16 protein-coding genes are annotated in these 19,787 nt (G+C 52.3%); 8 read left to right on the top strand and 8 right to left on the bottom strand.

The features are described from left to right. The first annotated feature begins 540 nt into the window (after positions 1 to 540). The 5 genes from HEN21_RS02770 (at position 541) to HEN21_RS02750 (ending at position 7,631) form a co-directional block, all read left to right on the top strand. Positions 541 to 1,629 carry an ATP-binding protein gene (locus HEN21_RS02770; protein ID WP_010348966.1) on the top strand — a complete coding sequence of 363 codons (1,089 nt, stop codon included), beginning with the start codon at positions 541 to 543 and terminating at the stop codon, positions 1,627 to 1,629. Between the two features lie 10 nt (positions 1,630 to 1,639). Then, entirely contained in the window at positions 1,640 to 3,919 is a 2,280-nt protein-coding gene (locus HEN21_RS02765; protein WP_176251967.1) for a DUF5682 family protein, read from the top strand. Then, a complete protein-coding gene (locus tag HEN21_RS02760; RefSeq protein ID WP_176251968.1) occupies positions 3,912 to 5,048 on the top strand; it encodes a vWA domain-containing protein in 1,137 nt (378 codons plus the stop codon). Before HEN21_RS02765 ends, HEN21_RS02760 begins: the two co-directional genes overlap by 8 nt. Then, the gene (locus HEN21_RS02755) at positions 5,045 to 7,063 is read left to right on the top strand and encodes an SWIM zinc finger family protein (protein WP_176251969.1); all 2,019 of its coding nucleotides are present in this window, start codon (positions 5,045 to 5,047) and stop codon (positions 7,061 to 7,063) included. The genes HEN21_RS02760 and HEN21_RS02755 overlap by 4 nt, the downstream gene beginning before the upstream one ends. Before the next feature lie 106 nt (positions 7,064 to 7,169). Next, on the top strand, positions 7,170 to 7,631 hold the full coding sequence (locus HEN21_RS02750; protein ID WP_010348969.1) for a YehR family lipoprotein: 462 nt from the start codon (positions 7,170 to 7,172) through the stop codon (positions 7,629 to 7,631). Between the two features lie 42 nt (positions 7,632 to 7,673). Here HEN21_RS02750 and HEN21_RS02745 read toward each other — a convergent pair whose 3' ends face one another. Genes HEN21_RS02745 through btsS form a run of 3 tightly spaced genes read right to left on the bottom strand, consistent with a single transcriptional unit; the run spans position 7,674 to position 10,592 of the window. Further along, a complete protein-coding gene (locus HEN21_RS02745) occupies positions 7,674 to 8,144 on the bottom strand; it encodes a YehS family protein (RefSeq protein WP_010354036.1) in 471 nt (156 codons plus the stop codon). 46 nt (positions 8,145 to 8,190) lie between these two features. Beyond that, positions 8,191 to 8,910: a two-component system response regulator BtsR gene (gene btsR / locus HEN21_RS02740; protein WP_010348973.1), complete on the bottom strand. Its 720-nt coding sequence runs from the start codon at positions 8,908 to 8,910 to the stop codon at positions 8,191 to 8,193. Next, a complete protein-coding gene (gene btsS, locus HEN21_RS02735; protein WP_105280148.1) occupies positions 8,907 to 10,592 on the bottom strand; it encodes a two-component regulatory system sensor histidine kinase BtsS in 1,686 nt (561 codons plus the stop codon). Before btsS ends, btsR begins: the two co-directional genes overlap by 4 nt. Positions 10,593 to 10,813: 221 nt before the next feature. Between btsS and mlrA the strand changes: the two genes are divergently transcribed. Both mlrA and HEN21_RS02725 read left to right on the top strand, forming a co-directional pair. Further along, a complete protein-coding gene (gene mlrA / locus HEN21_RS02730) occupies positions 10,814 to 11,545 on the top strand; it encodes an HTH-type transcriptional regulator MlrA (protein ID WP_001240390.1) in 732 nt (243 codons plus the stop codon). A 59-nt stretch (positions 11,546 to 11,604) separates the two neighbouring features. Continuing rightward, entirely contained in the window at positions 11,605 to 11,712 is a 108-nt protein-coding gene (locus tag HEN21_RS02725; RefSeq protein ID WP_001216965.1) for a protein YohO, read from the top strand. Here HEN21_RS02725 and yehW read toward each other — a convergent pair. The 5 genes from yehW to bglX all read right to left on the bottom strand — a co-directional run bounded on the left by yehW (position 11,693) and on the right by bglX (position 17,875). Continuing rightward, a complete protein-coding gene (gene yehW / locus HEN21_RS02720; protein WP_000700019.1) occupies positions 11,693 to 12,424 on the bottom strand; it encodes a glycine betaine ABC transporter permease YehW in 732 nt (243 codons plus the stop codon). The genes HEN21_RS02725 and yehW overlap by 20 nt on opposite strands. Before the next feature lie 4 nt (positions 12,425 to 12,428). Continuing rightward, positions 12,429 to 13,355: a glycine betaine ABC transporter ATP binding protein YehX gene (gene yehX, locus HEN21_RS02715; RefSeq protein ID WP_176251970.1), complete on the bottom strand. Its 927-nt coding sequence runs from the start codon at positions 13,353 to 13,355 to the stop codon at positions 12,429 to 12,431. Continuing rightward, positions 13,348 to 14,505, bottom strand: coding sequence for a glycine betaine ABC transporter permease YehY (gene yehY, locus HEN21_RS02710; protein ID WP_176251971.1), 1,158 nt, complete (start codon positions 14,503 to 14,505; stop codon positions 13,348 to 13,350). The genes yehX and yehY overlap by 8 nt, the downstream gene beginning before the upstream one ends. Before the next feature lie 6 nt (positions 14,506 to 14,511). Beyond that, positions 14,512 to 15,429, bottom strand: coding sequence for a glycine betaine ABC transporter substrate-binding protein OsmF (gene osmF, locus HEN21_RS02705; RefSeq protein WP_176251972.1), 918 nt, complete (start codon positions 15,427 to 15,429; stop codon positions 14,512 to 14,514). Positions 15,430 to 15,577: 148 nt separating this feature from the next. Then, entirely contained in the window at positions 15,578 to 17,875 is a 2,298-nt protein-coding gene (gene bglX, locus HEN21_RS02700; protein ID WP_176251973.1) for a beta-glucosidase BglX, read from the bottom strand. A gap of 195 nt (positions 17,876 to 18,070) precedes the next feature. Here bglX and dld point away from each other — a divergent pair, with 195 nt between their 5' ends. Continuing rightward, positions 18,071 to 19,786: a D-lactate dehydrogenase gene (dld, locus tag HEN21_RS02695; protein ID WP_016231815.1), complete on the top strand. Its 1,716-nt coding sequence runs from the start codon at positions 18,071 to 18,073 to the stop codon at positions 19,784 to 19,786. Position 19,787 lies beyond the last annotated feature (1 nt).

Raw genomic sequence — 19,787 nt, 5'->3', positions numbered from 1 at the left:
GATGCGTTTCAATTTGCTAATTACTTCAACAAATCAATCAACCGTAACAGAGCCACTAACAGCTCCAGTACAGCAATGAGCACGGTTAACTTTCGTGTCAGCGTGTCCATTCGCTCTCCTTATTAAGGAGCGCAACACCAGCACCTTACCCTTACGCTGCCTGTCGATGCCGGTTTACGTATGTTGGTACGAAACGTTGCTCTCCGGATCAGGGCACCGCCTGCGGCACCACCCGTCCGGCAGCCAGGACTTGAAATTGGCCCGATCCAGAACAACCTCCCAACGGACAGGATTATAAATCTCACTTGCTGAATTGCAATGGAGCGTAGGTATGGTTATAATTCATTCGTTGGTACGAAATGTTGCACAATCAGTAAGTTAACATCAAAGTTGTAAATAAAAAAACCTGCCTCACCAGCAGGTTTTTTTATTTCCTGTGATCTACTTTCCAGATATTTTCCACTCAAACAGTTAATGCGCCAAACATTTATTGCGCGTAGAATATCGTTTATTTTATTAATACATTTCAGGGATGAATATATGTCACCGCAGAATAATCATCTGCAGCGTCCGCCTGCCGCTGTGTTATATGCCTATGAACTGGCAAAATTAAAACAAAATGATCGCGCGCCCTGCCCTCCCGGCTGGCAGTTAAGTTTGCCTGCAGCCCGTGCTTTTATTCTTGGCGATGAGGCGCAAAACATCAGCCGTAAAGTCGTAATCAGCCCTTCTGCTATCGAACGCATGTTAGTGACTCTTGCCACCGGGCGCGGTTTAATACTGGTTGGGGAGCCGGGTACGGCAAAATCTCTCCTTTCTGAATTGCTCGCAACAGCCATTAGCGGCGATGCTGGTTTAACCATTCAGGGCGGCGCATCAACCACCGAAGACCAAATCAAGTACGGCTGGAACTACGCTCTGCTAATCAACCATGGTCCGTCAACAGAAGCTCTTGTCCCGGCTCCGCTCTACCAGGGGATGCGTGATGGCAAAATCGTCCGTTTTGAAGAGATAACGCGTACACCGCTGGAAGTACAAGACTGTCTGTTAGGTATGCTTTCTGACAGGGTTATGACGGTTCCGGAACTTACCGGTGAAGCAAGTCAACTCTACGCCCGTGCAGGCTTTAACATTATTGCCACCGCCAATACCCGCGATCGCGGCGTCAATGAAATGAGCGCGGCGCTAAAGCGTCGCTTCGATTTTGAAACCGTCTTTCCGATTATGGATTTCGCCCAGGAACTGGAACTGGTCGCCAGTGCTTCGGCGCGTTTGCTGGCTCATAGTGGCATTCCGCACAAAGTACCTGACGCGGTACTGGAATTACTGGTGCGTACCTTCCGCGATCTGCGTGCCAACGGCGAAAAGAAAACGTCAATGGATACCCTGACGGCCATTATGTCTACCGCTGAAGCCGTTAACGTGGCACACGCCGTGGGGGTCCGCGCCTGGTTTTTAGCGAATCGCCCGGGAGAGCCTGCCGATCTGGTGGACTGTATTGCTGGCACCATCGTCAAAGATAACGAAGAAGATCGCGCTCGGCTGCGCCGTTACTTTGAACAGCGTGTTGCCACGTATAAAGAAGCTCACTGGCAGGCTTATTATCAAGCTCGCCACCGTCTGCCGTGAGGGAAGTTGTATGAGCGAGCCGTTAATTGTCGGCATCCGGCATCATAGCCCGGCCTGTGCCCGGCTGGTGAAATCGCTAATCGAAAGTAAGCAACCACGATACGTGTTGATTGAAGGTCCAGCCGATTTTAATGACCGGGTAGATGAATTGTTTTTAGCCCACCAGCTTCCTGTTGCCATATACAGTTACTCTCAATATCAGGACAGTAAGGCCACGGGGCGCGGTGCCTGGACCCCGTTTGCCGAATTTTCCCCGGAGTGGCAGGCATTGCACGCTGCGCGTCGCATTCAGGCGCAAACGTACTTTATCGATTTGCCTTGCTGGGCGCAAAGTGAAGAAGATGACGATGAATCGGCTGCGGCTGATGGCGGTCTGGCCTTACTGTTACGCGCTACCCGCATGGATAACAGCGACACGCTGTGGGATCACCTGTTCGAAGATGAAAGCCAGCAAGCTGTGCTGCCATCATCACTGGCTCACTATTTTGAACAACTACGGGGAGAAACCCCTGCTGATGCTCTCAACTGCCAGCGTGAAACCTTTATGGCTCGCTGGATTGCATGGGCTATGCGGCAAAACAATGGCAATGTGTTAGTCGTCTGCGGCGGCTGGCACGCCCCGGCGCTGGCAAAAAGATGGCGCGAATGCTTGCAGGAAAGTCAAAAACCAGAATTACCATCGCTGCCAGAAGCTGTTACTGGTTGTTATCTCACACCATACAGTGAAAAACGCCTTGATGTGCTGGCGGGATACCTTTCAGGAATGCCAGCTCCGGTCTGGCAAAACTGGTGCTGGAAATTTGGTTTGCAACGCGCCGGAGAGCTGTTACTTAAAACGATTCTAACCCGTTTACGTCAGCACCACTTACCAGCCTCCACCGCCGATATGGCTGCCGCCCATCTGCATTCGATGGCTCTGGCACAACTGCGCGGTCATACTCTGCCGCTACGTACTGACTGGCTGGATGCATTAGCGGGCTCGCTTATCAAAGAAGCATTAAACGCGCCGCTACCGTGGAGCTATCGCGGAGTCATTCACCCGGATACCGATCCCATTTTGCTGACGCTGATTGATGTCCTGGCAGGAGATGGATTTGGCAAACTTGCCCCTTCCACGCCTCTGCCTCCTCTACCAAAAGATGTAACGTCCGAACTGGAACGTACCGAAATCACCCTACCATCCGACCTGGCGTTGAATCGCTTTACCCCCGGCGGCCTGGCACAAAGTCAAGTGCTGCATCGGCTGGCAATCCTCGAACTCCCCGGCATCACACGTCAACACGGAAGTACACTGACGCTTGCGGGTAACGGCGAAGAACAGTGGAAATTAACTCAACCACTTAGCCAACATGCCGCATTGATTGAAGCAGCCTGCTTTGGCGCCACACTTCAGGAAGCTGCACGTAACAAATTAGAAGCAGACATGCTGGATGCAGGAGGAATTAGCAGCATCACTGCATGTCTGAGTCAGGCAGCATTGGCCGGTCTGGCGAACTTTAGTGAGCTGTTACTGGAACAACTCGCGTTGCTCATCGCCCAGGAAAATCAGTTTGCTGAGATGGGCCAGGCGCTGGAGGTGCTTTACGCTTTGTGGCGGCTGGATGAAATCAGCGGTATGCAAGGCTCACAGATATTACAATCAACGTTATGTGCGGCCATCGATCGCACGCTATGGCTATGTGAATCCAACGGCAGACCGGACGAAAAAGAATTTCACGCCCATTTACATAGCTGGCGAGCGTTGTGCCATATCCTGCGCGACCTTCATAGCGGCATTCAACTGTCAGGCGTTTCGCTTTCCGCCGCCCTGGCGTTACTGGAACGCCGCAGCCAGAGCACTCATGCAACGGCGCTGGATCGCGGCGCGGCTCTTGGAGCACTGATGCGTCTGGAACATCCCAACGCCAGTGCCGAAGCGGCGCTGACGATGCTGGCACAGTTATCCCCCGCACAATCTGGCGAGGCGCTGCACGGTTTGCTGGCATTAGCTCGTCATCAACTGGCCTGTCAGCCTGCATTTATCGCCGGTTTCAGCCGTCATTTAAATCAACTGAGTGACGCCGATTTTATTAACGCCCTGCCCGATTTGCGCGCGGCGATGGCCTGGCTACCACCACGAGAACGCGGGACGCTGGCGCATCAGGTGCTTGAACATTATCAACTGGCGCAACTTCCTGTTTCGGCGCTGCAAATGCCGTTGCATTGCCCACCGCAAGCTATTGCACATCATCAACAACTCGAACAGCAGGCACTGGCATCGCTGCAACACTGGGGAGTATTCCATGTCTGAACTGAACGATCTTCTGACTACCCGTGAGCTACAACGCTGGCGATTGATTCTTGGCGAAGCGGCAGAAACTACCCTTGGTGCTCTGGATGGCAATGCCCGGCAGATAGACCATGCGCTGGAGTGGCTGTATGGGCGCGATCCCGAACGTATCCAGCGTGGTGAACGATCCGGTGGATTAGGTAGCTCAAATCTCACCACACCAGAATGGATCAATAGTATTCATACGCTCTTTCCGCAACAGGTCATTGAGCGGCTGGAAAGTGACGCGGTGCTGCGCTACGGCATTGAAGATGTGGTGACAAATCTTGAGGTGCTGGAACGTATGCAGCCCTCTGAAAGCCTGTTACGCGCCGTTTTGCACACTAAACATTTGATGAATCCGGACGTGCTGGTCGCCACTCGCCGGATAGTGCGCCAGGTGGTGGAAGAAATTATGGCGCGACTGGCGAAGGAAGTTCGTCAGGCTTTTTCTGGTGTACGTGACCGCCGCCGCCGCTCGCACATTCCCCTGGCGCGTAATTTCGATTTCAAAAGTACTCTGCGCGCCAACCTGCAACACTGGCATCCGCAACATGGCAAGTTGTATATCGAATCGCCCCGCTTTAACAGCCGAATTAAGCGCCATAGCGAACAATGGCAACTGGTTTTACTGGTTGATCAAAGTGGATCAATGGTGGATTCGGTGATCCACTCGGCAGTGATGGCGGCCTGTCTATGGCAACTACCCGGTATCCGCACACATCTGGTCGCTTTTGACACCAGCGTGGTCGATCTCACGGCAGACGTTGCCGATCCGGTGGAGTTATTAATGAAAGTACAGTTAGGCGGCGGAACGCACATCGCCAGTGCGATGGAGTATGCCCGTCAACTTATTGAACAGCCGGCTAAAAGTGTAATTATTCTGGTGAGCGATTTTTATGAGGGAGGAGCATCATCATCACTCATCCACCAGGTGAAACAATGTGTTCAAAGCGGCATCAAAGTGCTGGGACTGGCGGCGCTCGATAGCACAGCAACGCCCTGTTATGACCGTGATATGGCCCAGGCGCTGGTTAATGTCGGTGCACAAATTGCTGCCATGACGCCGGGCGAACTGGCGTCATGGCTGGCGGAGAATCTTCAGTCATGAATGCACTACACCCGGAATTATTAGAACTGACGCCACAAGCCCTGACGGCGTTAAGCAATGCTGGTTTTGTTAAGCGCAGCCTTAAGGAGCTGGAAAATGGCAATATCCCGCAAATCAGCCATGAAAACGGCACGCTGATCGCCACATTTAGTGACGGTACACGCAGCCAACTGGCAGGCGGTCAGGCGCTGAAGGAGGCTCAGTGTAGCTGCGGAGCCATCGGTATGTGCCGCCATCGCGTGATGCTGGTGTTAAGTTATCAGCGACTTTGTGCTACCTCTCAGCCCACGGAAAAAGAAGAGGAATGGAACCCGGCAATCTGGCTGGAAGAACTGACTACCCTGCCCACTGCCACGCACAAACGCGCTCAATCCCTGGTCGCCAAAGGTATCACCATTGAACTGTTCTGCGCGCCAGGCGAAATTCCCTCTGCCCGCTTACCGATGAGCGATGTGCGTTTTTATTCCCGCAGCAGCATTCGTTTCGCCCGTTGTGATTGCATTGAAGGAACGCTGTGCGAACACGTAGTACTGGCAGTGCAGGCATTTGCCCAGGCCAAAACGCAGCAGGCAGAATTTACCCATTTAATCTGGCAGATGCGCAGCGAACACGTCGCCTCGAACGACGATCCATTTGCCAGCGACGAAGGCAAAGCATGTCGTCAATATGTCCAACAATTAAGCCAGGCATTATGGCTGGGCGGCATCAGCCAGCCGTTACTCCACTACGAGGCAGCATTCAGCCGCGCACAGCAAGCGGCGGAACGCTGCAACTGGCGATGGGTGAGTGAATCGCTACGGCAACTGCGCGCCAGTATTGATGCCTCCCACGCCCGCGCCAGTCACTATCATGCCGGAGAATGCTTACATCAGCTTGCGGCATTAAACAGTCGATTGAACTGTGCACAAGAGATGGCACGACGCGACGGTGTTAGTGAAGTCCCGCCCATGCCCTGGCGCACGGTCGTTGGTGCAGGCATTGCCGGAGAAGCAAAGCTTGATCATCTGCGGCTGGTATCGTTAGGTATGCGTTGCTGGCAGGACTTCCAACAGTATGGTTTACGGATCTGGTTTAGCGACCCCGACACTGGCAGTATTTTGCATCTGTCACGCAGTTGGTCGAGAAGTGAACAAGAAAAGGCGCCAGCAGCTACGCGTCGGCTGTTTACCTTTCAGGCTGCCGCGCTGGCGGGTGGGCAAATTGTTTCACAAGCTGCACGTCGGAGCGCCGAAGGCGAACTGTTATTAGGTACGCGCAACCGCTTAAGTAGCGTTGTGCCACTGTCACCTGATGCCTGGCAAATGCTGGGAGCACCGTTACGCCAGCCAGGCATTGTGGCTCTGCGGGAATACCTATGCCAGCGTCCACCAGCCTGCATACGACCTCTTAACCAGGTGGATAATTTATTTATTCTGCCGGTGGCGGAATGTCTTTCTCTTGGCTGGGATAGCAGCCGCCAGAGGCTGGATGCGCAGGTAATCAGTGGCGAAGGCGAAGATAATGTGCTGACGTTATCACTGCCAGCTTCAACCAGTGCGCCTTTTGCAGTTGAACGTATGGCGTCCCTTTTACAACAGCAGGATGATCCTGTGTGTCTGGTTTCTGGTTTTGTCAGTTTTGTTGAGGGGCAATTGACGCTGGAGCCACAGGTGATGATGACACAAACTCGCGCCTGGGCGCTGGATGCAGAAACTGCGCCTGTGGCACCGCTACCTTCCGCCAGCGTTCTTCCTGTACCGTCCACCGCTCATCAAGTGCTGATGCGCTGCCAGGCGTTGCTTATTCAACTGCTCCATAACGGCTGGCGCTATCAGCAACAGAGCGCCATTAGTCAGGCTGATTTGCTGGCGAACGAACTCACCGTAGTAGGTTTTTATCGGCTGGCGCATGTGTTGAAGCAATTACGCAATTCGGAAGGCGAGACACTGGCAGAAGTATTGAATAACTGTGTTTTACTCTGCGAACAGTTGTTGCTGATGCTTGAGCAACAAGGAGGAAAAAATGCTTTTTATTAAGAGATCTACTCCATTTCCGGACTGCTCAAGACGAGGTATAAAGAATATTCTATAGCGCCCTGGTGAGAGTCACCAGTTTTCTGATCTTGATAAAATGGAGTTTTACATGAAGGCTTTCAACAAACTGTTTTCCCTCGTTGTTGCATCTGTTCTGGTTTTCTCTCTCGCTGGCTGTGGTGATAAAGAAGAATCAAAGAAATTTAGTGCCAATCTGAACGGTACTGAAATTGCCATTACCTATGTCTACAAAGGCGACAAGGTGCTTAAGCAATCTTCAGAAACCAAAATTCAGTTTGCAACCATCGGTGCGGCTAACAAAGAAGAGGCAGCTAAAAAGCTTGAGCCGTTAAGTGCAAAATATAAAAACATTACTGGCGTTGAAGAAAAATTAACCTTTACTGATAATTACGCGCAGGAAAACGTGACTATCGATATGGAAAAAGTTGATTTTAAAGCCCTGCAGGGTATTTCCGGCATTAACATTTCTGCTGACGATGCCAAAAAAGGCATCACTATGGCGCAAATGGAACTGGTGATGAAAGCCGCTGGCTTTAAAGAAGTGAAATAATCTGCCGGAGGCCATGCTCTCTGCATGGCCTCCAGACCTGTCTTAGTTTTTCTTCACATGCTGGCGCGCCGCCAGTCCACGCAGAAAATAACGCAAGAATTGATCGCCGCATTCGCGGAAGTTTTTATGCTCCGGCGCACGCATCATCGCAGTAATTTCCGGCATAGAAACGCGGAACTGCTGTTCGGTGAGGATCGCCAGAATGTCATCGGTTTTCAGTGAAAACGCGATGCGCAATTTTTTCAGCACAATATTGTTATTAATACGACGTTCCGGCTCCAGTGCCGGTGCAGATTCATCCCTGCCGCGTTTTTCGTAAATCAGGCCATTCAGGAATGAGGACAAAATAATGTCCGGACAACGTTGAAAACCTTCTTCATCTTCTTTACGCAACCAGATGGCAATCTGTTCGGCAGTGGCTTCGACATTGCCCAGCGCCAGAATGCGCACCAGGTCGTTATTATTGGCTTTTAAAATGTAGCGCACGCTGCGCAGAATATCGTTACTTAGCATGAGGCCTTTAGGTGTTGATGAGGCAAAAAGCCATTTTAGCAGTCTTTTAAAGGCCAATCGCCTCTTTTAAGCTTTTCAGATAACGGCGGCTGACCGGCACGGTTAAGCCATTACGTAAAATTAACTCGGCCTGGCCATTATCTTCCAGGCGAATCTCCTGCAAATGCGCGAGGTTAACCAGATACTGACGATGACAACGCAGTAGCGGTGTACGACTCTCCAGAGTGCGCAAAGTCAGTTCGGTAAAACCTTCTTTCCCTTCGTGACTGGTGACATAAACACCGCTCATCCGACTGCTGACAAACGCCACATCTTTCATTTGCAGCAAATAAATCCGACTATGCCCCGTACAAGGGATAAATTTCAGCGCCTGTTGATTTTCCGGTAACAGCGAAACATCCTGCTTGCTGCGTTCCTGACGCAAACGCGCCAGCGTTTTCGCCAGTCGCGCTTCATCAATTGGCTTCAGGAGATAATCAAAGGCATGTTCTTCAAAGGCTTTAATGGCGTATTCGTCAAACGCGGTGAGAAAAACGATATACGGACGATGTTCCGGGTCGAGCATCCCCACCATTTCCAGACCGCTGATGCGCGGCATCTGGATGTCGAGAAACAGCACGTCCGGGCGCAGTTTATGCACCGCGCCGATCCCTTCCACGGCGTTTGAGCACTCGCCGACAATTTCAATATCGCTCTGTTCTTGCAAAAATACGCGCAGGTTCTCCCGTGCTAACGGTTCATCATCGACAATTAAGACTTTAATCATGCCTCGTCCCTCCATGGCAGTCGTAACGTTATTCGGGTGTAACTATCAGGCTCACAGGCGACGCTTATCCCATAGTCATCGCCAAAACGCTCACGTAAACGCTTATCCACCAGATTCATCCCCAGCCCGCTGGCATTAGTTGCCGGTTGATACAAACCGGCATTGTCTTCGATCTCCAGCATTAAATGTTGCCCTTCACGCCTTGCGCTAATTGCCACTCGCCCTGTATCCAGGAGTTGTGATGTTCCATGTTTAATAGCGTTTTCCACTATTGGTTGCAGGGTAAACGCGGGCAACTGCTGCCGGGATAACTCCTCTGGAATAGAAATGTTGACCTGCAATCGCGACTGGAAGCGCGCCTTTTCAATTTGCAGATAAGCATTCACATGTTCAATCTCGTCGGCGAGAGTAACAAACTCCGAAGGCCGCTTTAAGTTTTTGCGGAAAAAAGTAGAAAGATACTGCACCAACTGGCTGGCCTGTTCGCTGTCGCGGCGGATAACGGCTTTAATGGTGTTAAGCGCATTGAACAGGAAATGGGGATTCACCTGGGCGTGAAGCAGTTTAATTTCTGACTGGGTGAGCATGGCTTTTTGCCGCTCATATTGCCCGGCGAGGATCTGCGCCGAAAGCAACTGCGCAATCCCCTCCCCCAGCGTGCGGTTGATTGAGCTGAACAAACGGTTTTTCGCTTCATACAATTTGATGGTGCCCATCACCCGTTGATTTTCGCCACGCAATGGAATCACCAGCGTCGACCCCAGTTTGCATTGCGGATGCAAAGAGCAACGGTAAGGCACTTCGTTGCCATCGGCGTAGACCACTTCGCCGGTTTCAATCGCTTTTAAGGTGTAGGTCGAGGAAATCGGTTTGCCTGGCAAATGATGGTCGTCACCGATTCCGGTAAAGGCCAGCAATTTCTCTCGATCGGTAATCGCGACTGCACCAATATCCAGCTCCTGATACAGCACCTGTGCCACTTTCATGCTGTTCACTTCGTTAAACCCCTGGCGCAAAATGCCTTCCGTCGAGGCTGCGACTTTCAACGCGGTAGCGGAAAAAGCCGAAGTGTATTTTTCAAACATCGCGCGTTTATCAAGCAATATACGCATAAACAGCGCCGCGCCGACGGTATTGGTGACCATCATTGGCGCAGCAATATTACTCACCAGACGCACCGCATCTTCATAAGGTCGGGCGATCGCCAGGATGATCAACATTTGCACCATTTCAGCAACGAACGTGACGGCACCTGCGGTAATGGGGTTAAAGACTTTATCAGTGCGCCCGCGTCGGATCAGGATGCTGTGTACCAGGCCGCCGAGCAATCCTTCGACGATAGTCGAGATCATGCAACTTAGCGCGGTCATCCCCCCCATTGAGTATCGATGTAACCCGCCGGTCAGACCAACCAGACCGCCCACCACCGGGCCGCCGAGTAAGCCTCCCATCACCGCGCCAATCGCCCGCGTATTAGCAATCGAATCGTCGATATGCAACCCGAACCAGGTGCCCATGATGCAGAAGATGGAAAAAACGATGTAGCAGAGAAATTTATGCGGCAGACGAACCGTGACCTGCATTAACGGTATGAATAATGGCGTTTTACTCATTAACCATGCAATGACTAAAAAAACGCACATCTGCTGAAGCAGCAGCAACACCAGATTAAAATCGTACATACCCGCAAACCACACTTCCCTTTAAAACGCGTAACATACATTGCCTGCGTTTAACTTTCTTTGAACTCTTGCAGAAAAATGAGAATTCGTGAGTACGATCACTCAAAATCGCCTGGCAAAAATAAAATCACCCTAACGATGAACTAAAAACGGACAAAACTACCTGGTTCGCAAATCTGCGTCTAAAGTTAAACCGGGACCTCGCGAGCATGGGTGGTAGGATGGCGCTTTACACAATTGGTGAAGTGGCGTTGCTTTGTGATATCAATCCTGTCACGTTACGCGCGTGGCAGAGGCGTTACGGATTATTGAAACCGCAGCGCACAGACGGCGGACATCGCCTGTTCAACGATGCCGATATTGACCGGATCCGCGAGATCAAACGCTGGATCGATAACGGCGTGCAGGTCAGCAAAGTTAAAATGCTACTCAGTAATGAGAATGTTGATGTGCAAAACGGCTGGCGCGATCAGCAAGAAACTCTGCTTAATTACCTGCAAAGTGGCAATCTACAAAGTCTGCGAATGTGGATCAAAGAGCGTGGTCAGGATTACCCCGCCCAGACGCTCACCACACATCTGTTCATTCCTCTGCGCCGACGTCTTCAGTGTCAGCAACCAACTCTCCAGGCGTTACTGGCGATCCTCGACGGTGTACTGATCAACTACATCGCCATTTGTCTGGCCTCAGCACGTAAAAAACAGGGCAAAGATGCGCTGGTGGTTGGCTGGAATATTCAGGATACCACTCGTCTGTGGCTGGAAGGATGGATTGCCAGTCAACAAGGATGGCGCATTGATGTCCTCGCTCACTCACTCAATCAACTACGCCCGGAACTGTTTGAAGGCCGCACGCTATTAGTGTGGTGCGGTGAAAACCAGTCTCCCGCCCAGCAGCAGCAACTCACCAGCTGGCAGGAACAAGGCCATGATATTTTCCCACTCGGCATTTAATGATTCGTTAACAAATGCGCTTTACTGTACAATCCTTTCGTTAACATAAGGAGTGCATTATGCGCATAGCGAAAATTGGGGTTATCACCCTGTTCCTGTTGATGGCGTTAGGCGGTATCGGTGGCGTCATGCTCGCAGGTTATACCTTTATTCTGCGTGCTGGCTGAGTCGCTGCACCAGTCGTTCAAACAGGCGGTCTACGATGATCGCCGCCAGTGCCACCAGCAACGCCCCCTGAATCACATAAGCAGTGTTAAATCCGCTAAGTCCGATGATGATCGGCGTTCCCAGCGTGCTGGCTCCTACTGTTGAGGCAATGGTCGCCGTACCAATGTTGATAATTACTGAAGTCCGCACGCCGGCCAGAATCACTGGCGCTGCCAACGGTAACTCCACTTTACGTAATCGCTGACCCCGGCTCATTCCCATCCCTTTGGCAACGTCTGTCACGCTGGCATCAATCGCTCCCAGTCCGGCAAGTGTTGCCTGTAAGATCGGTAGCACGCCGTAAAGGATCAAGGCAATAATCGCCGGTTGCTGACCAAACCCCATCACCGGAACAGCAATCGCCAGCACAGCTACGGGCGGAAAAGTCTGCCCAACGGCGGCAATGGTTTCTACCATCGGGCGGAACTCCGCGCCCCACGGGCGAGTGACAGCAATTCCCGCACCAGTACCAATGATCACGGCAAACAAACTTGAGATCCCCACCAGCCAGAAATGAGCCAACGCCAGGGCAACAAAGCTTTCCTGCTGATAAACAGGCCGAGGTAATTGCGGAAATAAAGCACCAAACAGTGGCTGGCTATAGGGTAGCCAGAAAATCAGCCCCACAAACAGAGCAATGAGCCAGAACAGCGGATCGCGCATTATTTTCATACGCTTACGCCTCCACCAGCAGATCCTGAAAATGCAATGTGCCGCAAGGTTTACCCTGAGCGTCAACCACCGGCAACACTTCACAACCACGAGCGACAAACAATGAGAGCGCATCGCGTAGCGTCATCTCTTCTGCCAGTGCCTCACCTTCAGCGCGTTCGGTGCGGCGCACATAATCGGTCACACTACGTAACGATAACAGGCGCACGCCCAGCTCGCTGCGACCAAAAAACTGGCGCACAAAATCATTCGCCGGGCGAGTAAGCATCGCCAGCGGATTACCCTGCTGCACCACTTCACCATGATCCATTAACACCAGATGTTCTGCCAGCCGTAGCGCCTCATCAATATCGTGAGTGACCAGCACAATGGTGCGCCCCAGCAAACGGTGAATGCGCGTCATCTCTTGTTGCAACGCGCCGCGCGTCACAGGATCCAGCGCGCCAAACGGTTCATCCATCAGCAAAACTTGCGGATCGGCAGCCAGCGCACGAGCAACGCCGACTCGCTGCTGCTGACCACCAGAAAGTTGATGGGGATAACGCTCGCGTAAATTCGCCTCCAGCCCCAGCAGCGCCATTAATTCATCGATGCGATCGTCAATCCGCGCCCGCGACCATTTGTGTAATTGCGGCACGGTGGCGATGTTTTGCGCCACGCTCCAGTGGGGAAATAAACCTATCGACTGGATGGCGTATCCCATCCGGCGGCGCAGCTCCAGCACTGGCAGCGAACGAATTTCTTCTCCGGCAAAGCGGATCACGCCACTGTCATGCTCCACCAGGCGGTTAATCATCTTCAGGGTAGTGGATTTGCCGGAGCCTGATGTGCCAATCAGCACCGAGAAACTCCCCTCCTGAAAATTGAGATTGAGGTCGTTAACGGCTTTTTGTGTGCCGAACAGTTTGCTGACATGGCTAAATTCAATCATGGTTTGTTACCTTCAGCAGTGCGATAAGCAAATCGAACAACGCGTCGGTAAGTACCGCCAGTACAATCACCGGGATCACCCCCAGCAACACTAAATCAATGGCACTGCTTAGCAGCCCCTGGAAAACCAGTGCGCCAAAACCGCCAGCGCCGATTAACGCCGCAATCACCGCCATACCGACAGTCTGCACCATCACCACCCGCAGGCTGCGCAGAAATACCGGTAACGCCAGCGGTAACTGCACATGCAGGAATCGCTGCATCCCGCTCATGCCCATCGCGGTGGCGCTCTCCAGCACGTCGCGCGGGATCTGATTCAACCCCACTACCACGCCGCGCACCAACGGCAGTAAGGCGTAAAGCACCAGCGCAATCAGTGCGGGGGTCATTCCGGTTCCTGCAACACCAAGCGTTCCGAGCCACGGAAATGCGCTGACCAGCCCGGCAAGCGGCGCAATCAACAGGCCAAAGAGCGCCACCGAAGGCACAGTCTGAATGACATTGAGCAGAGAAAAAATCGTCCCCTGCCGCGCAGTGGAAAAGTAACACCAGATGCCCAGTGGCACACCGATAGCCAGCGCAGGAAGCACCGAACCAAACAGCAACGTCAGATGCTGCGCCAGCGCGTCATCGAACACATCCTGGCGGTTGGCATACTCTTTCATTAACGAGAGATCGTTAAGCGTACCGGAGAAGAGCAACCACAACGGAATAATGGCAATCTGCATATGCAACAACCAGCGCCACAGCGGATGCGTGGAGATTCGGCGGATTGCATCGCTACAGGCCAGCAATGCCAGCGCCGCAGCCAGCCAGAAGCCACTGCCAAGGCTGGCACGCGCCAGCGAACTGCCAGTTTGCGCCAGTTGCGTCGCGGCCTTTCCTGCGCCCCATACCAGCAAGATGAAGACGAATTGCGCAAGGATGAGTGCAAAAATGCTGCCTTTTCTACCGGGAACAAAACAGGCAGTCAGCCAGGCGCAACCAACACCCACCAGCATCCAGATCGTTTGCGGCCACAGTTGCCAGAGATGACGCCCCTCACCAGAAACTAACCGGTTAGGTGCGTAACTGATAAACGGCAGCGCCGCTGCGATTGCCGTCAGCAACAGCAGCAGCGCCAGAACAGGATTAATGCGTAGATAAGTCACGAGAAATTACTTCGTCCACCCTTTTTTTTTCAGGTAGTCGGCAGCCACTTTTTTAGCATCCAGCCCTTCTACGGCAATACTGGCATTCAGTTGCTGCAACGTCTTTTCATCGAGGCTGGCGAAAACGGGCTGTAGCCACTGTGCCATTTGCGGATACTCTTTCAACACCGACTCACGCACCACTGGCGCAGGCGCGTAGATAGGTTGAACACCTTGTGGATCGCTTAAGGTTTGCAGCCCCAGCGCCGCTACCGGGCCGTCAGTGCCGTAAGCCATTGCGGCATTAACGCCGGATGTTTGTTGGGCAGCGGCTTTAATCGTTACCGCCGTGTCGCCACCGGCCAGTGACAGCAACTGATCCTGACCGAGTTTAAAGTCATAGGCTTTTTCAAAAGCGGGTAGCGCATCGGCGCGTTCAATAAACTCTGCCGAGGCCGCCAGTTTGAAGGTGCCGCCCTCTTTCAGATAACGGCTGAGATCGGCAAGCGAAGTGAGTTTGTTTTTCTCTGCCAGATCCTGACGCACGGCGATGGTCCAGGTGTTATTTGCAGGCGCAGGCGTCAGCCAGATTAACTTGTTTTGCTCTGCATCGAGCTTTTTGACTTTCTCGTAGCCTTGCCCGGCATTTTTCCACGCCGCATCATTTTCATCTTTAAAGAAGAAAGCGCCATTGCCGGTATATTCCGGATAGATATCCAGCTCGCCAGAAGTGATCGCCCCGCGCACCACCGGCGTGGTTCCCAACTGGACTTTATTCACTGTCGGTACGCCGTGGCTTTCCAGTACTTGCAAAATAATGTTGCCGAGCAGCGCGCCTTCGGTATCGATTTTTGAACCGACTTTAACGGGAGAAGCCGCCTGTAGCGGCAGGCTCACGGCTGCCAACATAACCAGTGAACCTGCCCAAAGCTTTGAGAGTGGCATGATGCTTTCCTCATTCTTTTACTGTTGTTTTCAGCGAATTAAGAGAAAAGCATAGTTGATAATGGCGAGGTTAGCCTGAGCGGATGGATTCAGTTGCAGAATCAGATAAATACTTAAAGGGCGCAAACTTCACGCCCTTAATAAAGCATTACATCAACTCAAACTCGCCTTTCTTAACGCGTGCGGAATCGGTGCCGATAAAGACGTTGAACTTGCCAGGCTCGGCGTCATATTTCATCTGCTGATTCCAGAACTTCAGCGCATCAATGTCGATCGGGAAGCTGACAGTCTGAGTTTCGCCCGGTTTCAGGGTGATTTTCTCAAAGCCTTTCAGTTGTTTCACCGGACGGCTCATAGAAGCGGTCACATCCTGCAAATACATCTGAACCACCGTCGCCCCTTCGCGTTTGCCGGTGTTCGTCACCTGCACACTGGCTGTCACTTTGCCGTCACGCTTCATGGTCGGGGCAGAGAGTTTCACATCAGAGACAGTGAAAGTGGTGTAGCTCAGACCATAACCGAACGGGTAAAGCGCACCGTTAGCTTCATCGAAATAGCGTGAAGTGTATTTGTTCGGCTTGTCAGCGTTATACGGGCGCCCTGTATTCAGATGGCTGTAGTAAACCGGGATCTGCCCGACAGAACGCGGGAAGGACATCGGCAGCTTGCCGGACGGGTTGTAATCGCCAAACAACACATCGGCAATCGCGTTACCGCCTTCAGTCCCCGCAAACCAGGTTTCCAGAATCGCGTCGGCCTGTTGATCTTCTTTCACCAGCGCCAGCGGACGACCGTTCATCAGCACCAGCACCAGCGGTTTACCGGTGGCTTTCAGCGCCGCAATCAAATCACGTTGGCTTTGCGGAATAGTAATATCGGTACGGCTGGAGGCTTCGTGCGCCATCCCCTGAGCTTCACCGACCACAGCCACCACCACATCAGATTGTTTCGCGGTCTGCACCGCTTCATCAATCATCTCTTGCGCAGAACGAGGATCGACTTTGACCGCTTCTTCATACTGATTCAGGAAGTCGATAATACCTTTATCACTGGTGACGTTTGCCCCTTTGGCATACAGCACTTTACCGTTTTCACCGACGGCATTTTTAATCCCGGTCAGTACGGTCACGGATTGATCGGCAACTCCGGCTGCTGACCAGCTTCCCATGACATCACGTTTGCTGTCTGCCAGTGGGCCAACCACCGCGATAGTGGCAGATTTTTTCAGCGGTAACGTTTCGAGACGGTTTTTCAGCAACACCAGGCTTTCACGCGCCACTTCACGCGCTTCTTTACGGTGCAGGCGGCTTTCGGCATTGGTATCCACCGGGTCAGACTCTTTCGTCCCCAAATGGCTGTATGGGTCGTTAAACAGCCCCATATCATATTTGACGTTCAGTACATGACGGGCAGCGTCATCCAGCTCTTCCATCGTCACTTTGCCGGATTTGATCAACCCAGGCAGATACTTCGAGTAATACTCGTCGCTCATACTCATGTTGATGCCGGATTTCAGTGCCACGCGCACCGCATCTTCCGGGTCTGCCGCCGTGCCATGTTTAATCAGCTCTTTGATTGCACCGTGATCGGAAACGGTGATGCCTTTAAAGCCCCACTGATCGCGCAGAACATCTTTCAGCAGCCAGGAATCGGAGGTGGCTGGCGTGCCGTTCAGCGAGTTCAACGCCACCATCACCGCGCCGCTGCCTGCATCCAGCCCCGCTTTGTACGGCGGCATATAGTCATTAAACAGGCGCTGCGGGCTCATATCGACGGTGTTGTACTCTTTGCCGCCTTCTACCGCACCATAAGCCGCAAAGTGTTTGACGCTGGTCATCACCGAGTAGCGATCTGCCGGGCTTTTACCCTGCATCGCTTCCACCATGGTTTTACCCATTATTGAGGTGAGATACGTATCTTCGCCAAATCCTTCGGAAGCACGTCCCCAGCGCGGATCGCGCGAGACATCGACCATTGGCGCCCAGGTCATATTCAGACCATCATCTGCCGCTTCATAAGCAGAGACGCGCCCGACCGTTTTCACCGCCTCAAGGTTAAAAGAAGAGGCCAGACCAAGGCTTATCGGGAAGACAGTGCGCTGACCGTGCAGCACGTCGTAAGCAAAGAAAAGAGGAATTTTCAGGCGGCTTAATTCCATCACCTGATCCTGCATGGCGCGGATATCCTGACGGGTTACGGTGTTGAAAATCGCCCCAACCTGCCCGTCTTTAATCATCTCGCGGATCGCCTCTTTCGGGTTATCCGGGCCGACGCTGATTAAGCGCAGTTGACCAATCTTCTCATCAACTGTCATTTTTTTGAGCAGCTCGGTGACGAACGCATCACGCGCTTCGGGCGTTAATGGATGGTTACCAAACAAATCATCCGCCAGTGCTGGCTGTAAGGCCAGACTTACCGCGATACCTACTGAACATAGCCATTTCATGTGGATTTTTCTTCCTTTGTTGCCCGATGTGGCAGCGAAAATGGTGCAAAAACCGTAGTTTGCCATAAGCATGATGGAGAGAGAAAAAGAATGCTCAGTTTATTGTCTGAATTTTCAAAATATTCACTCGCTGAATTGTCATACAAGGCGCTATTCTAGTTTGTGATATTTTTTCGCCACCACAAGGAGTGGAAAATGTCTTCCATGACAACAACTGATAATAAAGCCTTTTTGAATGAACTTGCCCGTCTGGTCGGTCATTCACACCTGCTCACCGATCCCGCAAAAACGGCCCGCTATCGCAAGGGCTTCCGTTCTGGTCAGGGCGACGCGCTGGCTGTCGTTTTCCCTGGTTCGCTACTGGAATTGTGGCGGGTGCTGAAAGCCTGTGTAACCGCTGACAAAATTATTCTGATGCAGGCCGCCAATACCGGCCTGACCGAAGGCTCGACGCCAAACGGTAACGACTATGATCGCGATATCGTTATCATCAGCACCCTGCGTCTCGACAAACTGCACGTTCTCGGCAAGGGCGAACAGGTGCTGGCATATCCTGGCACCACGCTCTATTCGCTGGAAAAAGCTCTCAAACCGCTGGGGCGCGAACCGCACTCGGTGATTGGTTCGTCGTGTATAGGTGCATCGGTCATCGGCGGTATCTGTAATAACTCCGGCGGCTCGCTGGTGCAGCGTGGCCCGGCGTATACCGAAATGTCGTTGTTCGCGCGCATAAATGAAGACGGCAAACTGACGCTGGTGAACCATCTGGGGATTGATCTGGGCGAAACACCGGAGCAGATCCTCAGCAAGCTGGATGACGATCGTATCAAAGAAGATGATGTTCGCCACGACGGTCGTCACGCCCACGATTATGATTATGTTCACCGCGTTCGGGATATTGAAGCCGACACGCCCGCACGTTATAACGCCGACCCGGATCGCCTGTTTGAATCCTCCGGTTGCGCCGGAAAACTGGCGGTATTCGCGGTACGTCTTGATACCTTCGAAGCAGAAAAAAATCAGCAGGTGTTTTATATCGGCACCAATCAGCCGGAAGTGCTGACTGAAATCCGCCGCCATATTCTGGCTAATTTCGAAAATCTGCCGGTTGCAGGGGAATATATGCATCGGGATATCTACGATATCGCGGAAAAATATGGCAAAGACACCTTCCTGATGATCGATAAACTTGGCACCGACAAGATGCCTCTCTTCTTTAATATCAAAGGGCGTACCGATGCGATGCTGGAGAAAGTGAAATTCTTCCGTCCGCATTTTACCGACCGTGCGATGCAAAAATTCGGTCATCTGTTCCCCAGCCATTTGCCCCCGCGCATGAACAGCTGGCGCGATAAATATGAACATCATCTGCTGTTAAAAATGGCGGGCGATGGCATTGGCGAAGCGAAATCGTGGCTGGTGGATTATTTCAAACAGGCTGAAGGCGATTTCTTTGTCTGTACGCCGGAGGAAGGAAGCAAAGCATTTTTACACCGTTTTGCGGCTGCGGGGGCGGCAATTCGTTATCAGGCTGTGCATTCCGATGAAGTCGAAGACATTCTGGCTCTGGATATTGCTCTGCGTCGTAATGACACGGAGTGGTATGAGCATTTGCCGCCGGAGATCGACAGCCAGTTGGTACACAAGCTCTATTACGGCCATTTTATGTGCTATGTCTTCCACCAGGATTACATCGTCAAAAAAGGTGCAGATGTACATGCGTTGAAGGAACAGATGCTGGAGCTGTTACGCCAGCGCGGCGCGCAATACCCTGCCGAGCATAACGTCGGTCATTTGTATAAAGCGCCGGAGACGCTGCAGAAGTTTTATCGCGAGAACGATCCGACCAACAGTATGAACCCTGGGATCGGTAAGACCAGTAAGCGGAAAAACTGGCAGGAAGCAGAGTAAA

Source organism: Escherichia sp. 93.1518, assembly GCF_013368915.2.
Classification (GTDB): domain Bacteria; phylum Pseudomonadota; class Gammaproteobacteria; order Enterobacterales; family Enterobacteriaceae; genus Escherichia; species Escherichia ruysiae.
This window is presented reverse-complemented; position numbering and strand designations above follow the sequence as displayed.